The organism is Brunnivagina elsteri CCALA 953, assembly GCF_002289455.1.
GTDB classification, from domain to species: Bacteria; Cyanobacteriota; Cyanobacteriia; order Cyanobacteriales; family Nostocaceae; genus Brunnivagina; species Brunnivagina elsteri.
In genome coordinates this window covers 13,265-31,428 of sequence record NZ_NTFS01000023.1, presented here as the reverse complement: position 1 = coordinate 31,428, position 18,164 = coordinate 13,265, and the positions used below count along the sequence as shown (strand labels likewise).

At 37.9% G+C, this 18,164-nt stretch carries 16 protein-coding genes; 4 read left to right on the top strand and 12 right to left on the bottom strand.

Annotated features, from left to right (window positions below):
• The first annotated feature begins 293 nt into the window (after positions 1–293).
• Genes CK510_RS03745 through CK510_RS03735 form a run of 3 tightly spaced genes read left to right on the top strand, consistent with a single transcriptional unit; the run spans position 294 to position 1,320 of the window.
• On the top strand, positions 294–635 hold the full coding sequence (locus CK510_RS03745) for a hypothetical protein (RefSeq protein ID WP_095720416.1): 342 nt from the start codon (positions 294–296) through the stop codon (positions 633–635).
• Between the two features lie 8 nt (positions 636–643).
• On the top strand, positions 644–1,060 hold the full coding sequence (locus CK510_RS03740) for a hypothetical protein (protein ID WP_095720415.1): 417 nt from the start codon (positions 644–646) through the stop codon (positions 1,058–1,060).
• 14 nt (positions 1,061–1,074) lie between these two features.
• On the top strand, positions 1,075–1,320 hold the full coding sequence (locus CK510_RS03735) for a DUF2283 domain-containing protein (protein ID WP_095720414.1): 246 nt from the start codon (positions 1,075–1,077) through the stop codon (positions 1,318–1,320).
• 52 nt (positions 1,321–1,372) lie between these two features.
• Here CK510_RS03735 and CK510_RS03730 read toward each other — a convergent pair whose 3' ends face one another.
• The 10 genes from CK510_RS03730 to CK510_RS03685 form a co-directional block, all read right to left on the bottom strand.
• A complete protein-coding gene (locus tag CK510_RS03730) occupies positions 1,373–2,572 on the bottom strand; it encodes a DUF4159 domain-containing protein (protein ID WP_095720413.1) in 1,200 nt (399 codons plus the stop codon).
• A 153-nt stretch (positions 2,573–2,725) separates the two neighbouring features.
• On the bottom strand, positions 2,726–3,757 hold the full coding sequence (locus tag CK510_RS03725; protein WP_095720412.1) for a phage tail protein: 1,032 nt from the start codon (positions 3,755–3,757) through the stop codon (positions 2,726–2,728).
• 79 nt (positions 3,758–3,836) lie between these two features.
• Positions 3,837–6,032 (bottom strand): putative baseplate assembly protein, encoded by a 2,196-nt coding sequence (locus tag CK510_RS03720; protein WP_095720411.1) that lies wholly within the window; start codon positions 6,030–6,032, stop codon positions 3,837–3,839.
• Between the two features lie 80 nt (positions 6,033–6,112).
• Complete coding sequence (locus CK510_RS03715) at positions 6,113–6,580, bottom strand: GPW/gp25 family protein (RefSeq protein WP_095720410.1); 468 nt, start codon at positions 6,578–6,580, stop codon at positions 6,113–6,115.
• Between the two features lie 291 nt (positions 6,581–6,871).
• The gene (locus CK510_RS03710) at positions 6,872–7,357 is read right to left on the bottom strand and encodes a PAAR domain-containing protein (RefSeq protein ID WP_095720409.1); all 486 of its coding nucleotides are present in this window, start codon (positions 7,355–7,357) and stop codon (positions 6,872–6,874) included.
• Between the two features lie 74 nt (positions 7,358–7,431).
• The gene (locus tag CK510_RS03705) at positions 7,432–9,189 is read right to left on the bottom strand and encodes a VgrG-related protein (RefSeq protein ID WP_095720408.1); all 1,758 of its coding nucleotides are present in this window, start codon (positions 9,187–9,189) and stop codon (positions 7,432–7,434) included.
• A gap of 55 nt (positions 9,190–9,244) precedes the next feature.
• Positions 9,245–9,832: a CIS tube protein gene (locus CK510_RS03700; protein WP_211293077.1), complete on the bottom strand. Its 588-nt coding sequence runs from the start codon at positions 9,830–9,832 to the stop codon at positions 9,245–9,247.
• Between the two features lie 63 nt (positions 9,833–9,895).
• The gene (locus CK510_RS03695) at positions 9,896–12,898 is read right to left on the bottom strand and encodes a hypothetical protein (protein ID WP_095720407.1); all 3,003 of its coding nucleotides are present in this window, start codon (positions 12,896–12,898) and stop codon (positions 9,896–9,898) included.
• 32 nt (positions 12,899–12,930) lie between these two features.
• Positions 12,931–13,452, bottom strand: a complete 522-nt coding sequence (locus tag CK510_RS03690; RefSeq protein WP_095720406.1) for a contractile injection system inner tube protein — start codon at positions 13,450–13,452, stop codon at positions 12,931–12,933.
• A 2-nt stretch (positions 13,453–13,454) separates the two neighbouring features.
• Positions 13,455–13,676 (bottom strand): hypothetical protein, encoded by a 222-nt coding sequence (locus CK510_RS03685; RefSeq protein WP_095720405.1) that lies wholly within the window; start codon positions 13,674–13,676, stop codon positions 13,455–13,457.
• Positions 13,677–13,850: 174 nt separating this feature from the next.
• On the opposite strand from CK510_RS03685, the gene CK510_RS34205 reads away from it, so the two are divergent.
• The gene (locus tag CK510_RS34205) at positions 13,851–15,371 is read left to right on the top strand and encodes a DUF2808 domain-containing protein (RefSeq protein ID WP_342745928.1); all 1,521 of its coding nucleotides are present in this window, start codon (positions 13,851–13,853) and stop codon (positions 15,369–15,371) included.
• Here the strand turns inward: CK510_RS34205 and CK510_RS03675 are convergent, their stop codons facing one another.
• Together CK510_RS03675 and CK510_RS03670 are read right to left on the bottom strand one after the other, a co-directional pair.
• Entirely contained in the window at positions 15,372–16,001 is a 630-nt protein-coding gene (locus CK510_RS03675; protein WP_095720404.1) for an FHA domain-containing protein, read from the bottom strand.
• Positions 15,988–18,141 (bottom strand): substrate-binding domain-containing protein, encoded by a 2,154-nt coding sequence (locus tag CK510_RS03670; RefSeq protein WP_095720403.1) that lies wholly within the window; start codon positions 18,139–18,141, stop codon positions 15,988–15,990. Before CK510_RS03670 ends, CK510_RS03675 begins: the two co-directional genes overlap by 14 nt.
• Positions 18,142–18,164 lie beyond the last annotated feature (23 nt).

The following is an 18,164-nucleotide window of genomic DNA, read 5'->3' as shown; positions in this document are numbered from 1 at the left end:
ACCAAAATTCATCTTTGCTTTCTCCGACTCTTACTACGCAGATTAGCCTCCTCTTGAGATATCAAATGGGTTCTATAAAGTGCGATCGCGCAGCTTAAGGAAGTTATGGCTTTTTGGGAAGTTGCGAAAGTGCGAGGTAAACCGTTCGCTTCTTACAGTTTAGGGAAGAAGTGCGTAGACGCGGAGCGGCTTGTCTGTGACATCGCGCACCTTACCGTAGGTATCGCGCTCAAATCTCGATGTCGATTAAAATTAGTTATTAGTTCAGAAAAACTAACTACAATAACTTTAAGATGAATCCCAATAGCCAAGATGAACCTACTCACCCTCAAAAAATAGACCCCTATGAAAAAATTTTATTTAGTGGATACACGGATGCTGAGATAGCTGAAATGAAGACACTTATGGAAAATTGGGATAAAGCTACCTATCCAACTTTAGCTCATAGTATTGTCAACCATGCTGACAAACATGATTTTAGAAACAATTATTTGAAATATTTAAGAAAAGCAAATAACTTCAACAAAAAAGGCGCTCGAAAGACAATACTTAGCGATGGTGCAGATAGATGGAATAAAGGAAATGAATTTATAATTGAAAGAAATGGCAAGATTATCTCATACGGCGAAAACTAGCACATTGTATGCAAAACCTCACAGCATCAAATATCCCTAAAAATCCCCATACCGCTAAAAACTACATTGGTAAAGTGTTGAAGGATTTGTTATGTGAATATAAGAATACACGCGAAGAAAGACGGCAAATAGGTCAGTGGGAAGAGTCAAAAAATTTTAGCATATTAGGGGAAATAGAAATTTTCACAACTGATATTGAGGGATGCGCTTCTCAAGTAATTAATAATGATGAGTTAGAAAATTATCAAGATATAATTAAAAAATTAACAAAACTTAATATATTTAATATTTCTTATTTTGCCGATTGGTACTTTTCAGAGGAAAGTCAATTTCCACAAATAAAACTTTACATAGAAAAACTTAACTATCTGCGGTTATTAATTATTGAGTATATAAGCTTACATTCGATTCCGTCTAAAAACTGAACGGTTTATTGCAAATGTCTGACTTCAAGCAACAATTACCACAAATGAACTACTTCAAAGAAGAGGATATTCTTCATCTGCTAATCTCCGAAGAGCCAGAATCAGCCAGTATTGAAATTAGTCCAAATGTCACTGCCGAACTGAATGCAGATGGAGAGTTGATTGGCGTAGAAATTCTCAATGCCAGTAATTACATCCGAGATTATATTTTGGAATCTGTTCAGGGTAAGCTGTTGAACTTGGTTCGCAGCGAAGTATAGCCAGCGAGTGCCTATCGCTTGTTATGGTGGGGAAATGCGATCGCGTATCCTCTTACCACTGTCCCGAAATATCTTCCTGTTGCAAACCAATAAATTGTCTGCGTTTCCAAGCATATAGCAAAATATTAATTCCTAATTCCTGTGCTGTGCGAATAGTTAATCGAGGTAAGCTTAATCTACTATCTAATCCCCAAACTGATGCAATATCGCCCATAACTAAAATAATTCCTCCACCTGTTAATATCTGAATTGGTTGTTGATTAACAATTGGTAAAGCTGCAAATAAAAATGGTTTTGTTCTTAAAGGATGGTCACGTCGTTGTTCTTCTAATGCTCGCAAAGGTGATTCTAATTGCTGGGCTAAAGCGTTGATGCTTTCAATTAGCGCTGTTGCATCTAAAGGAGCGTCTACTACTAAAACTCCACCTAAATTTAGATAATTTTTCAGATTTTCAAATTCAGAGTTATTCAGTGTTAGAGCTTGTTTACCCGTTAAATAAAGTATGTCATATTCTTGAAGATTTTCGCTCCAAGTAGCTTGACCCACTTCTTCAGTCCCACGCAATGATGGATATAAGGATTCTACAGATTGTAACAAGTAAGAAAGATTGAAAAAATTGCGGGCACATTCTTTATCATCATTATTTACCTGTGCCATGCGAACAAGTGCTTGAGGTCGAGATTGGGCTTGAACTCGGTAACGTAAATCTATGTTGTTATAACCTGGAAAAAAAACATCGGGAGGTGGAGTAACAGTCACCTCTCCTGGTTGTAAAAGTACACGACAAAGTTCGATTTCGGAACTTGTTGGTAAGGTGCTTTTTTCATCAATACGAAATGTTTCTTGGACAATATCTCTTTGGGAGGAACGTCGCAATTCGTCGGGGTCTACATAACTAGCAACTAAGTATACAAGTACGGCATCTGCACCGCGTACTTCTGTGGCAATTCGGAAGGGAAAAACTTCAGGAACGACGATTAAATTACCTAATAAATCTATGGCGATTCCTGGTTGAATTTGTACCCAACGGTTATCTCTAAATTGACCTTCTATGTTTCTGGGTGCGGGTATAATTCTTACTCCCAAACCGCAGACAATACCTGGTTGATTTAAGGATTGATAATGAGTGTTTTGACGCAAGCGATGATAGTCATGTGCTTTACGCCAGCGAATTGCATTTATTAATAGTCCATCGGCAGCTTGAAGTCGTTCAAAAGGTGTAATTGGTGGTGTCGGAAAAGGGTGAGACATGTAATTTTAGATTTTGGATTATGTTTTAAAAGTTAAAAAATGTCTGAAATTGTCATTCTGACGCAGGAAGAATCTCTTTTTTGTTGGCATATATTGACATCATTTATAAAATATTTATTTTGCCTATATCCCGTTTTTTTTTAATTTTTCTTGTTATAAAGGATTATCAATAAATAATTCATAAGTACAAAATGCAGGTTTTTCCTGGTCAATAATACGTCTAACTAATTGCTCGCTAATACTATTTATACGGTCGGGACGCAAGCGAACTACAAAATGAAAAGCTTGTCCTCCTCCTAATACTGCTTCTCCTATTTGTGCATCTCCAATCACAAAATTTTCACCAAAGGGTTCTGTAATACTAATATGTTTATCAGTTTCATTTGGCAAGTTTTCATCTAAAGGTAAACCTGTATATAAATGCAAATAAAGACGTAAACCTTTACGAGTACCTCGCCAACGGTATATTTCTACTGCACGACGAATTAAGCGACGTTGTTGGGGTAAATTCCAAATAGATTCTACGGGCCATCCTACCCAATGGGCTAAAAATGGTAATAAAGCCCGTGGTGCTGTTAAAGGGTCGAGATTTGCCCACATAACTGCATAGCTGTCTATTACTGGTTGGTAAGCCTGTTCAAATATCTTCATAAAGCGACCGATAAAGTCTACTTCCCGATACAAAACTGGCAAAAAATCCATGTACGCAGACCAAGGACGTATATATAAATTGAAATCTGCTTCTTGGATTTGTTCGCGATCGCTCCCTCTATCTATACATGCAACTACTTGACAGTTGGTAAAATTGAGCCGCAGTTGTTCTTGTTTTTCTGGTGCGATCGCCTCTTGATTTTCAAAATATGTATTGGGAATTTGAAAGTAAAGTACCGCATCCATTTGCCCTCCCGGTCGAATTTCTCTACCTTCTGTACCACCTATCCAACACCATTCGCTGGGGAAATCACCTTCCACCATCAATTCCAGTTGTAAGTTGCGTTGGGTCAAGTTTTTGATTTGTACAACTAACTCGCTAGGTTCCCCAGGATGCAGGAGTAATCCAGTACTGCTAATTTCATCGATATTTTCTTGGTTAGCGAATGAAAAACCTGCCGAGGGAACTGCTTCGGGAATTCGCATCGGGGTTAGTTGTAGACTAATTGTAGGGGTAGAGCGAATTTGAACCATGACGAGAAGAAGTTAGGAGTTAGGAATGTAGAGACGCGTTAGTGCTAGCTCCTCCGCAGGAGGCTATATCGTTTTTGTATCAAATAATATTAATGACATGACTGGAACGGATGCGATTATCTGCCCAGGAACAAATTAAACCTAATGTACCGGGGTCTATCACTTGTTCTGGTGAAGGTTGGCGAGTCCATCTACCATCTTGTTCACGTATTGCAAACAACAATACTGTTCCGAGATAATACACACCTGGCATTTTTTGCAATAGGGCAATAATATCTGATGTGTAGACTGGTCTGCCAAAAGCCCAGCCGTTACCATCAATTCCACCTGTGAGGGGATTGAGATATTTATACAAAGCCACTCGCATATTCATTAAAATTTCTTGTCGGGCAAGGGGATTATTATATGCTGGCTCTAGGGCAACTTCTGCTTGGACGGAAACCCCAACAAATTCTGCTTCTTGAAGTTGTAGTTGCACTCCTAATATTCGCCTTTCGTCTAGGTAACTGATAACGCGATCGCGTAATGCTGGTTGGAGGGTAAATAAATCGGGTGATATCCCTTCACCTTGGGTAATGGCATCTGTATTTGCTTGGGGAACGACGATTAAACGCACTGTACCCGCACTACTCATAGAACTTGCTGGTAAGCAACGGACTCTAGCAACTGCTCCGTCACCTGCTTTTTGTGCTAAAACTTCAAAATCTTCGCTGGTGATAGCTCTGTCACGGGTACGTAAAATCTGTGGTGCTTTCAAAACAGCTTGCTCTAGGGATTGGGCATTGGCACCGTTAATTGCAGGTTTGTGGTTAGTTACCCGCTCGACGTAGGGTACAGCAGCTTTGAGAAATTTGAGGGTGTCTTTTTGAACGTTGCCTTGACGACCACCCCCCGTACGATAAGCTAGCATCTTGATTTCGGAACCCCGTGGAGGAATGGCTCCATATTGGTATTCTAGCCCTTGTAGTTCTGTATCGCGAATTTGCACCTGGGTATCTTCTGGTGCGGGTTGTTGAATTTTACTGCGGATGCGGGTTTTGCTTCGCAGTTGGTCGGGTTCGCGAATTAGGGGAGCAAATTGGACGATTCCGGTGAAAGAATCAATGGTGTAATGCAAATCATCTGGTTGGGAATCGGCAAAGTCTGAGACTTCTTGCCAAGTTTGGGGTAAACCACCAGGGGGAGTGATGACAATATACTCATTTTCCCGTCTGGTTAGGATGGGAGTTCCTTGAAGTTGGAAGGTTTGACCGGGTTTTCCATCGCTAATTCCCAAGCGTTCCTGTTCGACAAGAGAACTTTGGCTGGCTCTGACCGTACCACCAAGCGATCGCACTCCTAACCCTGTGATGCGCGGAGAACTACCAAATCCCGATTGATTTCTCTCTGGAGCGGTAAAAACACAGCGTAACCAACGACCCCGGTAGCTAGTAAAACTCTGAACAGGAAACCTTTCTGGTAGGTGTAAAATCACTTCTGTTCCTTGGTTGGGATTTCCTCCTTGTTGAGCAATTTCATAAAAGCTAAAACCTCGTGTTGCATCGTCGGTTGGTTGTAATAACACAGGTTCCCATTGCTCCCCATCCCAAGCATCCCAACTACGGGGAGGATTATTTGGGTTAATTCCCGTTGGTGTTGCCGCAGCACCTTGTAAGGCAATGGCTAAAACATTACCCTCTAAAGGTTCTTCTGGTTCTAAAACCAAATAAAAACAGTTACCCGGTTGGGGAGTATCTTCAAAAAGTGCTTGTTCTCGTCCTTCCCACAAACCTATAGGATTACAAGTCCATTGGTTGGTAAAGCGATCGCGCAAAGCAACGGGTGTATCCTCTGCCGTTTGTGCGGTTAAAAAATGACGCAGTTGGGGTTTACCAATAATCAAAGGGTAATCGGTACTAAAAGCGATCGCTTCTGTTGTTTCTGTTCGTACAGTCGCAACTTCCACCCCAGCTTCAATTCTGTAGGTTTCCGGTAAATCAGTAGTTAGATAAAAAGTTAAATCGGTTTGTGCAGGTGCTGGGGGTTGGAGACGGATTCCTAGCAGTTCTAGGAATGCCACATAATTTTTGCGAGGGACTTGGTTAAACCTGAGTAGCATTTGGTCGGTTAACCAAGCAAATACCTCAATAAACGTGATTCCAGGGTCACTGAGATTGTGGTCAGTCCACTCCGGACAATAGCGAGGAATGCGTTGGATGCACTCTTCTACCAAATCATCAAAAGCGCGATCGTCCAGATTTGAATTAGGTAATTTGGTTAAAAAATCGAATTCCACGGTGATATTTTAGATTTTGGATTTTAGATTTTAGATTTTAGATTGATGTAGAGGTGTGATACATCGCGTTTCTAGACAACCTATTCCTGTGTTGTCGAAACTAAATAATATGGATAAACAAAACTATGAATATCGGGTTGGTCTTTGAGGCGATAATAAATAATAATATCTAACCGACCTTCTTCGCCCTTCATAGAATATGAATTACTAAGACTTTTATCAATACCTTGTACGGGATAGGGTTCGATTATAATTTTTTCTATAGTTATGCGTGGTTCCCAAACTTCTAGCGCTTCTAAAACATAAAGACGAGCCAGCATAAGGGTTTCACTATTCATGGGAGCAAAAGCAAGTTCAGCCAAACGCGAACCAAAATCCGGACGATACACCCGCTCACCAACTCCCGTGCGAAGAATAATCCACATCGATTCTTCTACTTTTTTAGCATCCGAAGATAGTTGCAATCCTCCCTGCAAACTCGATCGCATCGGAAAAGCCCAACCAGTCCCTAAATAGTCTCGTTCTTGACTATCAACTGTATCCGACATTGTGACAGCCCTCGTTATTTATATTTAGAATATCGAGACTGCAAATATAAAAATATTCGCCAAAGGTCTAATAATTTTGGATTTTGAATTTTCTTGTACTAAGTACTTTTACGAAATTAAATATATATTTTTCATTGCGTAGCTTGCTTCTCCGCAGGAGTGTGAAGCGAAGTGTAACGAAACATAAGCCCTTTGGGCAGGCTTTGCCAACGCAAGGGTTTGAGTTGAATCAAGTTGAATCAAATTGATTCGCGAAAGCATAAATATTTTTGTTTAAGTACTTAGCCTGTTTTACCCTCCAATCATGACGGTAAATTCACCCACAGCTATTTTATTTACACTTGTGGTTTCCTGAACAGTATCGCCCATACGACAAGCTGCAAGACCGTTAATTAAAACAGTTTGACTGCCGTCGATGACTACACCTACACCATCAGGAACTGTAACTTTGACAATGGGACAACTGTGAATATCTGCGGCAAAACTAGCCATTAAATTTGCCATATTTCCCACTGCTTCTACAACAGTGTCGGCAAGATTAGTCGCGGCAGCAGGTGCGGCAGGTGTTCCACTAGCAGCAGCCATTTTTACTTGCGCTTTACCAATATCTTCCATTCCCTTAGCAAAGGTTTGTGCTAATAACGCTGCTTGCGCTGCGGAAATTCCTCGCCAAGCTGGCTTTTTGCCAATCATTACATTCATGCTACCCGGTCCAATGGACAAGGGACTACCGTGAGCAGTTATATCTCCAACACGAGCAGCAGGTTTACCAGCCATAATTTTATCCCTTGATATTTGCAAATAGAAAAAAATAAATCGTAGTTGTGGAGACGCGATATATCGCGTCTCTACTAATTTAAATAAATCATTGCCCCATTCACGGTAATGATTCCGTTGGCTTTAATTTCGATATTACCTTTTGCTTTGATTGATAAATTCCCTGTAGAATCGATCGATATCGCTTTACCTTGGTCATCCATTTTGATTTTATGACCACCTTTGGTTTCAATATCGATACATGCTTCGCTGTCGTTTAAGTAAATTTTGTGACCTTTATTTGTTTGCAAGCGAACACCTGTTTTACTACCACCTTTATCTTCTTCGACAAATTGTAGTGTATGTCCGGTGCGAGTTTTAATAGTCCGCAACCGCACTTTACCACCTTGGATGGAATCATCCACTTTTTCCGGTGGTGCATCTTTACCATTCCAGACACCACCAATTACATAGGGACGGTGAATATCCCCATGCTCGAAACCAACTAATACTTCGTCGTTCACCTCCGGTAAGCAATCAAAACCCCTACCGTTTGCAGCGCCAGATGCAACAACTCTAGCCCAATGACTGGCATGTTCTTCTGTGAGGGTGGGAAATTTTACTTTGACTCTACCCCAACCTTTAGGGTCTTTATTATCTGTAACAATTGCCGCTAAGAAAGTCTGACCTGGTTGTAAATGGACTTGTGGAGAGATCGTAGTTAATAAACTACCCGATCGCAATCCGCGAACGCTGAACTCAGTGGAATAAATTCGTTGGTTATAAAAATGACGGGTTTCGGTTACGTAATATTCACCATCAAAGCGATCGCTCATTCCTTCAAGCTTGATTAGTTTTCCCGGTCGAATTTGTGGATTTCCCTCGGCTTTGGCATCAGCATATACATACTCACCTCCGAGTTCGTCACACAATGCCTGTGCCATTACTTCTGCTTGTTTAGCGGTGGATACAGGCTGGTCTACAACAGTCATTTTAGGGGGTTTATTGTTGAGATTATATTCGGTGCTGATGCTGCTTCCCCGTTTATTTCCAGTTTTGGTTATGACTTTTTCCGATCGTGCAGTTGAGGTAATTAATTTTTTCTGAGTGTAATCCCAACTGCGTACTTCTACTGCACTTACCTGCTCGGCACTAGTAACGCGGGTACTAAAATGACTAATATCAACCAGCCATCTTAATGATAAAGTTTTCTGGCTTTGGGGTTTGCAAAAATTGAGTTTATCCTCTGTAATAAAAAATTCAAAACCAATACGAGCTGCTCTTTCGCGCAAAAATTCCATATTAGTTTGATTTTCTTGAAAGACATATTCATGAGGCTCTCCACTTGGGTCTATTCGACCTTTTTGTATGCCAACCTCTTTGGCTATTTTTTCTGCAATATCAGCATCAGTTTCATTTAGGAACGAGCGATTGTGACGACCTCTATGTAAGCGATGGGAAATATCATAACCGCGAACTATAATAGGAGCTTCAGATTTTTCATTGAAGTGAACTTCAATTCCTGTAATTTCACCTTCAATCATAAAAGCGTTGTCATCTTCCCTAAAATTACTATCTTGAGTTGTACTGGAAACAAAACCCAAGCGTATCTTCTTACCAATCTCAAAAATCTTCTCATGTCGTTTCGGACGACTTTCTGGTTTATCACTAGCAGGAATATAACTATTATGTACGACTAAAGTAAACATTGCGGGCAAATGTAAGCTTTCTTCGATGCTGATTTGTAGTAAATCTTTGATTAATTCAGCATTCATATTTTCCCAACCACTACCATTAGAAAATTGCAAACGTGGTTGGCATAAATAAAGACTTTCTTTTACTTGTGCAGGCATATTTTTATAGTTAAAAGAATAATAAACACTCAAATTGACTACTGTATTTTTATGACTACTTCTTATCTGGAGGAGTATTTGGTAAGCTCTTAGCGTGAGAATTATTAGTGCGATTTTTACCTGTACTAGATGATTTTTTACCACCTGGGAGATTATTTTTATCAACTTCTTGTAAGCTAATATCTACCATTGCTCTTACAGGTGTTCCATCAGTTAAAAACATATTAAGAGTGTAAGTTAAGCTAGTAATTACACAATAAAAATATTCATCTTTCCACATTAAAATGTAAACTGGTGGACGCTTATCACTAGCTCCTTTTACTGTTTCTACTCCTTTTTTGATTTTGTTTATATGTTCATCAATTACAGATTTTTTCGTTTCATAGGTGTCAAAAAGTAATTGTTTGAGAGTAAATTTGTAAGGCTCAACACCAGAAAAATTCACTTTTGGTAATAGTTCACTTCCTCTATTGCCTTGCTTACTTTCCCACTTTACAGCCCTTGTGAAACTAAGTTCCGTAGGATTAAACATAAATTCAATATCATCAGACTCACCGTTATAAGCTTTCAGTTTTGCTTTTTCGAGTTTTGCATGACGTTTTTGTGGTTCTATAAATGTAGGTTTATTTGTGTTGCTATACATTTATTTATTTCTCCTCATTTAATTAAATATTACAAATTTTGATGGAATTATTGAAAATAAAAACTACCAAGGTAAACGACCTGAATACATTCCGTAACGTTCTCTTTCTATTTCTAAACGTTGCCGCAATTTGCTATAAATCTCACGAGCTAATATTTCTAAATCTGGAGAATTCTCCTTGCTTTTCTCTTCGTTGGAAGAATTAGAATTATTAGCTGATTCTGTGGGACTTTGTATGGTTTCTGTTATAGGTTCAATATCTGTAGCAATATCTGATTCAGCCACTTCTCCACCATCAGCAAAACCTTGAATCGCAGGTAAGCGCTTAGTCAATATTTGTGGTGTTTGTAAATTTGTCAAATCATCTAAGTTTGATTTCTGATGGTGATCTTGGCTAAAATTAAATGTTATAAATTCATCTGCATTCCCATTTAATAATTCTTCTACGCTTCCCCATTGAATAGGCAAACTAGTATTATAGTTATTATCTGTAGCTGTATTTTTTGTCTTTGCTTGCCGAAAAATTAAAGATGGAGATGAATAATTATTATGATTATTCGGTATTTTGGTTGTTAAGTTTTCATCGGGTAAGCTGTGATTTGAGTTATCAAATGTATTAAATTGCAAAGGATGACGTGCAATAATTACAGGATTTTTAATTTTAGGACTTGGCAAGGATGAAACAGAAGTATTTGTGATTTTAGGAGAGATAATATCAGGACTATTTTGGAAATTATCTACTTGAGTCAAAGGTTGAATATAACTAGTGTCTTTTACTTCTATTGGTTCAATACTTGGAGTTTTCGAGATAGTTATATTCTCTGGTAATGTTCCACCAGTATTAATATGACGCAATACATTAATATTTTTTTGTGCATCCCTAACGTTAATGACAAACTCTCCAGGAGTCAGCATTGCAGGTACAGTATCAGAAGGTGCGATCGCAGAATTGTCTGATATATTAGTTTGTGCAACTAATCCACCAGTAGCATAACCTGTAGGTGCTGGTAAGTTATCTGCTAAATGATCGGGTAGGTTATCAGATAATTTATTTAATAAGTTAACAAAATGATTTTTTTGTGATACCTCGTTTATATCAGGAAGATTTTCTACAGCTTGCGTTTCTAAAGAATTATCTTCAAGCTTTGAGAGCGAAAGCTCTGTTGGTGTTTGTTGTTGCGATGTTTCTGTTTTGATACTTAACGACTGTTCGCTATCTTCTAAATATTGGGATTCAATTGCGTTATTTGCTATATTATTAAGATTTTCTTTGGAAATGTCATGACTAATATTATTTCCTTCTGTTAATTTTAGTGTATTATTATCTTTCTCCGTTTTTTCTTGAATATTAGGAATCTCTAAATTATCATCAGATGATACTTCTGGATATAAGTGAGTTTGTTGTATTCCAGTAGATTCGATTTGTTGATAGTTTATTAAATTGGTGACAATGTTATTTGTATCGGTATTTTCTACATCGGAGTTTATTGGCTGTACGGGATGATTTAATTCCTGATGTATTTCTAAATTATCCTGAGTTATACTTGGAACCACAAAATCAAAATTTGCTACAGGAGAAATATCTTTAGTTATTGTCTCTAAATTATTGTCATGAGTATTTATGTGATTCTTCTCTTCAATTATTATTGGTTGATTCTCTACAATTTTATTTTCACTTGCTGATTTTGGAATAGGTAATAATTTAACCTCACTTTCTACCTTATTTTCTGTATTTGCTGAGTTAATATTCTCTTTTACTGGAACATAGTTTATGGAATTTTCTGAAGTGTAAGCTGTATTTATAATCTCATTGGAGTTAGCAGAAGATGCTTCTATGACTAAAGTTGGCTTATTTTCTGACTGATTTTTTATTGTATTCGGTTCAATATTATGCTGTTTATATTCTTCTTGAGTAGTTGAATTTTCTGCAATATATTTTTGTGGTGTTTGTGGTATATCTTTTTGATAATTATTCAAATTTTCACAAACATTTTTATTTTCTTTAACCCTGTTACTTTCTAAAGCATCAGGTGTCATTTGTAAAAGCAATTCAGGAATTATGTTAAAATTAGATTCGGTAATTGGTAAGCTTTCCTGTGCTTTTAAATCATCAATTACAGTAAAAGAATTGTTCTGAGTGGGTTCATTATTAATTGATTGATTGATAATATGATTATCAGGTGCGATCGCATCTAACTCTAATATATATTGGTCTATATCATTTGATTCTTCTATTTTCTGAAAAACCGTATTCTCTGCTGAATAAGCTATCAACTCTTGGTTTAATGGTTCTTTTTCTGGATGAGATATTTCTTGCTGTGCTGGAATGTATTGATTTTGTTGTAAATGTTGCTTGACTGAAGTATCTCCAGACATTTCATTATGGCTAGACTGAATATTATTAGCCACTACGTTCTGAGATTTTTTATTGCTACTTTTTTTAGTTCTAGATTTTGTTGTCGATGTCTCCTTTGATTTTGACTTTGATTTTTTAGGTAATTGTTCTAGGATATTTTCTTCTTTTCTGATATCGCTAGTAGCATAAATATTGTTAGTTTCAATATTCGCATTATTAATATTATTGCCTTCATTTTCAATATGAACATCAAAATTACTTTGATTATTGCTTGGCAATAAATCAGTAATAATAGTTGTAAAAGGATTTTCTATGGAGTCTATATTACTATTGAACTCACTATCAGAAGAAGTGTTTACCTCTTCTTGACTCAGAAAAATATCAGTTTCTAACTCATTCTCTAATTCATATGTAGAAAACGTTGTAAACTCATTAATATCCCAATTTTCACTATTCCATACCTTTTCGTCAATTACGGCTTTATCTTGACGAGGTAGTAATAATTTAGAATAATTTACTAATGGTTGTACACCTGGTAATTTAGTCTGTAATCCTACTCTTGAACTCGCTCCTAAAGGCTGAATAGCATTTTTAAAACCCAACTGAAAATTAGAATCTTGTTTTAGTAAGAGTCTATTCGATAGGTCAAAATTTTTGACGATTCCTAGTGGAAATGTAGACAAACCAAGCAAAGGTTGAATTACTTGCATTGTTGGCTTTTGATAAATATAACTTAATTGGATTAATTAGACGAAAAAAATCTTGATTTTGATTCTCGGTTGACTGGATTACCACCACCTTTGTCTTTAGAGACTTTCAATCCTTCATAAGCTAAAGTCAGTTCTTCAATCGCAACTGCATTACCATCTCCTTGCAAGGTAGGTGTTTTCCAAGTAACAGGAATTGCTCCAATGAGAGTCCAACTCATCATTGTTTCTCCTGCTTGATTGAATAAAATAATGTTGACATTGCGTCGAAGATTTTTATCGCTATTATTTTCATCAAAAATTTTAGTCATCCAGTTTAAAAAGCCAAAGTGGTCTGTAATTCCCCGTTTCAGTGTTATATCTGCAAATTCTGCGTGACCTAAATAAATACGCTGTTGGTCATTGACACCACCTTCAAAAAAAACATTTTTCTTAATTTGAACGCTCAATCCTGTACATTCAGTAAAAGAAGCTGCGATCGCACTATCTATCTCCACATAAAAACGATTGCTAGTCACATAATTTAATTCATGTGTCACAGTACCGTTATTAGACATAATTACCACCTCCTCGAACCATAGTTTCTGACTCTTTCACGTTGCGATCGCATGTCTTCCTGTAACAATTCGTAAACGCGATCGCACAATTTATCCAATAAAATAGAGTCGCTCAGATACTTACCAGCAGCAGCTTCAGAAGTTACTGGTATAGTAGCGTATCCAGCCGTACCACCAATATCGCTAATGGGGGCAATAGAAGGTTTGATACTTTGTGAATCCACGATCTAAAAAAATATGTTCTTAATTTCAGACTAAAGGCTATATATGAAAATAAGAATTAGCCAAAGGTCTAACTTAGAAAAGTTTAAGATTGCGTTTTGTAAATTGTGAATTATTACTTTAAAGATATCCAGTTTAGAAAAATCTATTCAGAAAAAGCTAAAATCTGAAAATATATGCATAAAATATATGTACTGGTATTACACAAAGGAAAAGCGATGTTACAGCGAAGATGGCAATCCTCATTTGCGATCGCAGCACTATTGTTGCCGTTAACATTGACTTTAGAGATAGAAAATTCTGATAAAAACTCGGCGATCGCTTCTTCCCATCTTCAGACAAATGTAACTCAGTTGAGGATGTTGCCTGATACACTTACAGACAAAATCGAAAAAATAATTGCTCAGAATCCTACCACTGCACAACGACAACGGAGAACCGCGCTAGTAATTGGGAATGCAGACTACAAAGAAGTCGGTAGATTAAAAAATCCACTCAATGATGCTAATGATATCGCTAATAGTTTACGGCAACTTGGATTTGAAGTGACGCTACTCCAAGATGTAAAACTAAAACAAATGGAAGAAGCTATTGAGATATTTAATCGTCATTTGCGTCAAGGTGGAATCGGACTGTTTTATTTTTCTGGACATGGGGTACAAGTTGATGGAGAAAATTATTTTGTTCCCATAGACGCACGGATGAATCGAGAGCAAGATGTCCGTTATGAAGCTTTTCCAATGGGAAAGTTACTTGGCGTGATTGAAGATGCAGGTAATGATGCTAATATCATCATCTTAGATGCCTGTCGTAACAATCCCTTTAGCCGCAGTTGGCGATCGCTAAGTCGTGGATTAGCAGCACCCGCACAAACAGTCAAGGGTGTATTAATTGCTTATGCCACAGCACCAGGTACAACTGCACTCGACGGTGAAGGTCGTAATAGTCCTTATAGTTCGGCATTATTGCAATATATTAAAACTCCCGGTTTAGATGTGGAGCAAATGTTTAAGCGAGTACGTGTAGATGTCGTCCAAAAAACTACTGGTCAGCAAACACCGTGGGAATCATCTTCTTTAATTGGTTCATTTGCTTTTAACTCAAAAGGTGATGGTAATGATGTTGCCACTTCCGTGACTAACCCACTACCTGCAACTACTCCATTAACTACACCTCCATTAACTAAACCTCCATTAACTAAACCTCCATTAAATACACCTTCACTACCTACGAATTCACCAATAAAAACAACATATTTTACCCAAGTGCCGCGTCTAGTTGCAGCCAGAACAAGTTATAAAGAAATTCGTATTCCCAGTGTGAAATATTATTTCACCATTGACTTGCCGGAGAATGCTGGAGAACCATTACAAAAAATTACAATCAACCAGCGTGAAGGTTTAGAATATATTCGCTTTCGGTTAAAAAAGAGTTTTGCGTTTGAAGGAAATAGTTCGCACGAAGGACAAAAATTAGGATTACAAGATATTAGCAGCGATGAAAAAAACCAAACTGTATCAATGATTTTTAACCCACCAGTACCTCCCGGAAAAACCATCACTATTGCCTTAGAAGCGGTGCAAAATCCGATGGTTGAAGGTGTTTATCTCTTTGGAGTTACAGCATCCCCGATTGGAGAGAAATCTCACAGTCAATTTCTGGGTTTTGGAAGATTTCATTTTTATCGTCACGGATAATCACACCAACAATACCGTAAAACACACTAAACCATCTTGACCTAGTTGTAAGGAATCCCCATTACTCAAGCGATAATTAACTCCCGGAGAAAGTGGATTCCTATTGAGATAACAACCATTTCTGCTAGTGTCCAAAATCATATAACTATTTTGATTCCAGTCCCAAAAAATTCGTGCATGGGAACGGGAAACAACACCCTCATGGGGAATACCCACTAAATCTATTTCTGGAATTGTCCCGTGAATTTGCGATCGCCTACCAATATGCCCCTCTTCCCCCGGAAAGCTAAATTCTCTCCCTGTCGCTGTATGTATTAGTTTTAGCACAGGTCGAACCAGGCGGGGTGGTTGTGCTGGTGTTGGTTGGATATAGGGGGAATGGGGTTGGTAATCGGTATTTTCTGAGAGTATTTGTTGTTGAAAAGGCTGCTGCTGCGATGGTTGAGGTGCTTGAACCTGCTGACGATACGAAACAACATTTGGAGTTGCCGGAGGGGGAGTAGATTGTGCTGGTGCAGAAGCAATAACATTACCAAGTGGTCTACCGCAACCAGGGCAACACTCCATGTTGTTAGGTAAAGGACGGTTGAAATATTCGCAACCGGAATTAGAACACTTATTGGCAGGCATTTTCAGGTAGACTCAATAAAGGAACTAGCCCTGCTTTTTGCAGGAGAGATTGACCCTCACGGGTGATTAACAATTTGCAAAATGCCGAACCCCCAGGAGGTAGGCTGTTATCTTTAGGGTACACCACAAAAAGTTGATTGCCCAAAGGATAGCGCTGAAAATTACTTTCATCAATATAATAATTTCTTTTTATACATAAATCTATGTCTGGGTCTATGGGTTGACCCTCTGGTTTAAATAAAGGTTGAATAGCATTTCCTTTATTGTCAGAGTCACTAATAGCTAGAGGATAGGCATTACACTGATTCCAGACTTTGCCGATAATCCCAAAAGCAATAATACCAGCTTGATTCTCATCAAATTGTGCGCGTATTACTTTTGTGGTTTCTTCGGTTGCTTGGGTATATTGCGTAGTTACTGTTTTGTAGTTAGCTATTGATTGCGGGTCATCATTCAATACTCTTTTTTGGAATAATAAAACAGCTTCAGGTTCGGTTGGTGCATAGGGTTTTATTGGTAAATCTGGTAAATTTTTATCTACGTCCTTCCAGTTTGTAATTTGACCAGTATAAATTTTACGCAGTGAATCTAAACTGATTTTCCCTTTGAGAAGCTGAGGAAGATTAGAGTCTTTTTTACTGTGAGCAACATATATAAGTAAACCATCGGATGCGATCGCTTGACTTTTTAGCCCCCCATCTTCTGCTGGAAAAGATGTAATGGCAAAGTATGCTTTGCATGATTGTATTGTGCATTCCCGTACTGTGTCTAATGGTAAGCTACGAACTCTGACATCTGGTGACTGTACAGCTTGGTAATTAAATGTTGTATTTGAGACTTTAGTAAGTGTTTCTTCAACCAATTTCGTCGTCTGTGGTTTTTGTCTTAAAATAAAACCCCATGTACTGTTTTTTTCTGCCGTATAAGTAAATTCTCTTGGTGGAAGATTAGGAACATCAGAAAAGTTAGGAACTAGACGAGACCAAAGAGGGTTTTCCCGTTTGAGGCTAGGATATTTTGGTCTTAAAAAATACCACATACCACCTCCTAGCAATATTAAAGCTAAAATTCCCCAAAAAACAAACCAAGTTTTGTTCCAACCTTTTTCTTGTTTTTCTTCCTGCTGTGAAGTCGTAAAACTATTGCTTTGACTTGGTTTGGGAAGTTGTAATAATGCTTTACGTGCTATTTCTGCACTTTCAAAAGGAGTATCTAACCCAATCAACTGATGAAGAAATAGCTTGAGGTGAGAATCAGTATTCGACCATAGTCTATCATCTTTAGGGTTGAGAGGTTGACCAGAATTACTATCAATATCTCGTCCTAAGCATAAATAAAATGCTGCTAGCCCTAATGCAATTAAATCTTCTTCTGGTTTAGCTTGTGAAGCTTGGACTGTAGGATGTTCAAACAAAGATTCGTAAATAGCTAAATCGCAAAAATATATATAAAACTGTTGATTACTTTGATGATTTTGATTTTTTTCTAATTTAATTAAAATACTGTCTAAGCTAATATTGCCATGAGCCATTCCTTGCTGTATTTGATTCGCAGGTAGACGTAACTTTTGAGTGTGGAGAAATTGCAGAGTTTGCAATGCTTGGTTGAGAACTTCCCGTACTTGTGAAGCTTCCATCGCACCATTTTCTTGTAAATATTGCCTTAAAGTTTGGGATACATCCACCTCCTGAATAATTAAGTAGCAGCGCTCTCCCCGTTCGTCTTTGATAGCTTCTACAGCATTAATCAAACGAAAATTCTGATTTCTACCATCTGCAAGACTTACCCCTGCTACACGTTGAAATTTCTCTTTGCGCTGACGAGTCTCTTCATCATTAAAACTGCGGTTAGGCAGTAAATATTCCCTAATCACAACAGGTTGGTTATTATCAATACGTACCCCTGAATACATACGTCCCAATCCCCTTGTACCCAGGAAACTGGTAACTTTATAAATACGATTACCCTTAATCTCAGTATTTTGGGCAATAATTGCTGGAAACCCGCAACCAGTGCAGTATTTGACTGGAAGATGTTTTGCTTCCGGTGTATCGATAACAGTTTGCAAAGGGCGATCGCAATTTAGTGGTGTATTACAATAACACCTATATTCTTGATATAAGTTTTTCTTGATCGGCACTAATTTTACTCCAATAAGAACTA

Bases quoted from the DNA above. Each gene is read 5' to 3' on its own strand.
- CK510_RS03745 (WP_095720416.1), top strand. From the start codon at position 294: ATGAATCCCAATAGCCAAGATGAACCTACTCACCCTCAAAAAATAGAC.
- CK510_RS03740 (WP_095720415.1), top strand. From the start codon at position 644: ATGCAAAACCTCACAGCATCAAATATCCCTAAAAATCCCCATACCGCT.
- CK510_RS03735 (WP_095720414.1), top strand. From the start codon at position 1,075: ATGTCTGACTTCAAGCAACAATTACCACAAATGAACTACTTCAAAGAA.
- CK510_RS03730 (WP_095720413.1), bottom strand. From the start codon at position 2,572: ATGTCTCACCCTTTTCCGACACCACCAATTACACCTTTTGAACGACTT.
- CK510_RS03725 (WP_095720412.1), bottom strand. From the start codon at position 3,757: ATGGTTCAAATTCGCTCTACCCCTACAATTAGTCTACAACTAACCCCG.
- CK510_RS03715 (WP_095720410.1), bottom strand. From the start codon at position 6,580: ATGTCGGATACAGTTGATAGTCAAGAACGAGACTATTTAGGGACTGGT.
- CK510_RS03710 (WP_095720409.1), bottom strand. From the start codon at position 7,357: ATGGCTGGTAAACCTGCTGCTCGTGTTGGAGATATAACTGCTCACGGT.
- CK510_RS03705 (WP_095720408.1), bottom strand. From the start codon at position 9,189: ATGCCTGCACAAGTAAAAGAAAGTCTTTATTTATGCCAACCACGTTTG.
- CK510_RS03700 (WP_211293077.1), bottom strand. From the start codon at position 9,832: ATGTATAGCAACACAAATAAACCTACATTTATAGAACCACAAAAACGT.
- CK510_RS03695 (WP_095720407.1), bottom strand. From the start codon at position 12,898: ATGCAAGTAATTCAACCTTTGCTTGGTTTGTCTACATTTCCACTAGGA.
- CK510_RS03690 (WP_095720406.1), bottom strand. From the start codon at position 13,452: ATGTCTAATAACGGTACTGTGACACATGAATTAAATTATGTGACTAGC.
- CK510_RS34205 (WP_342745928.1), top strand. From the start codon at position 13,851: ATGCATAAAATATATGTACTGGTATTACACAAAGGAAAAGCGATGTTA.
- CK510_RS03675 (WP_095720404.1), bottom strand. From the start codon at position 16,001: ATGCCTGCCAATAAGTGTTCTAATTCCGGTTGCGAATATTTCAACCGT.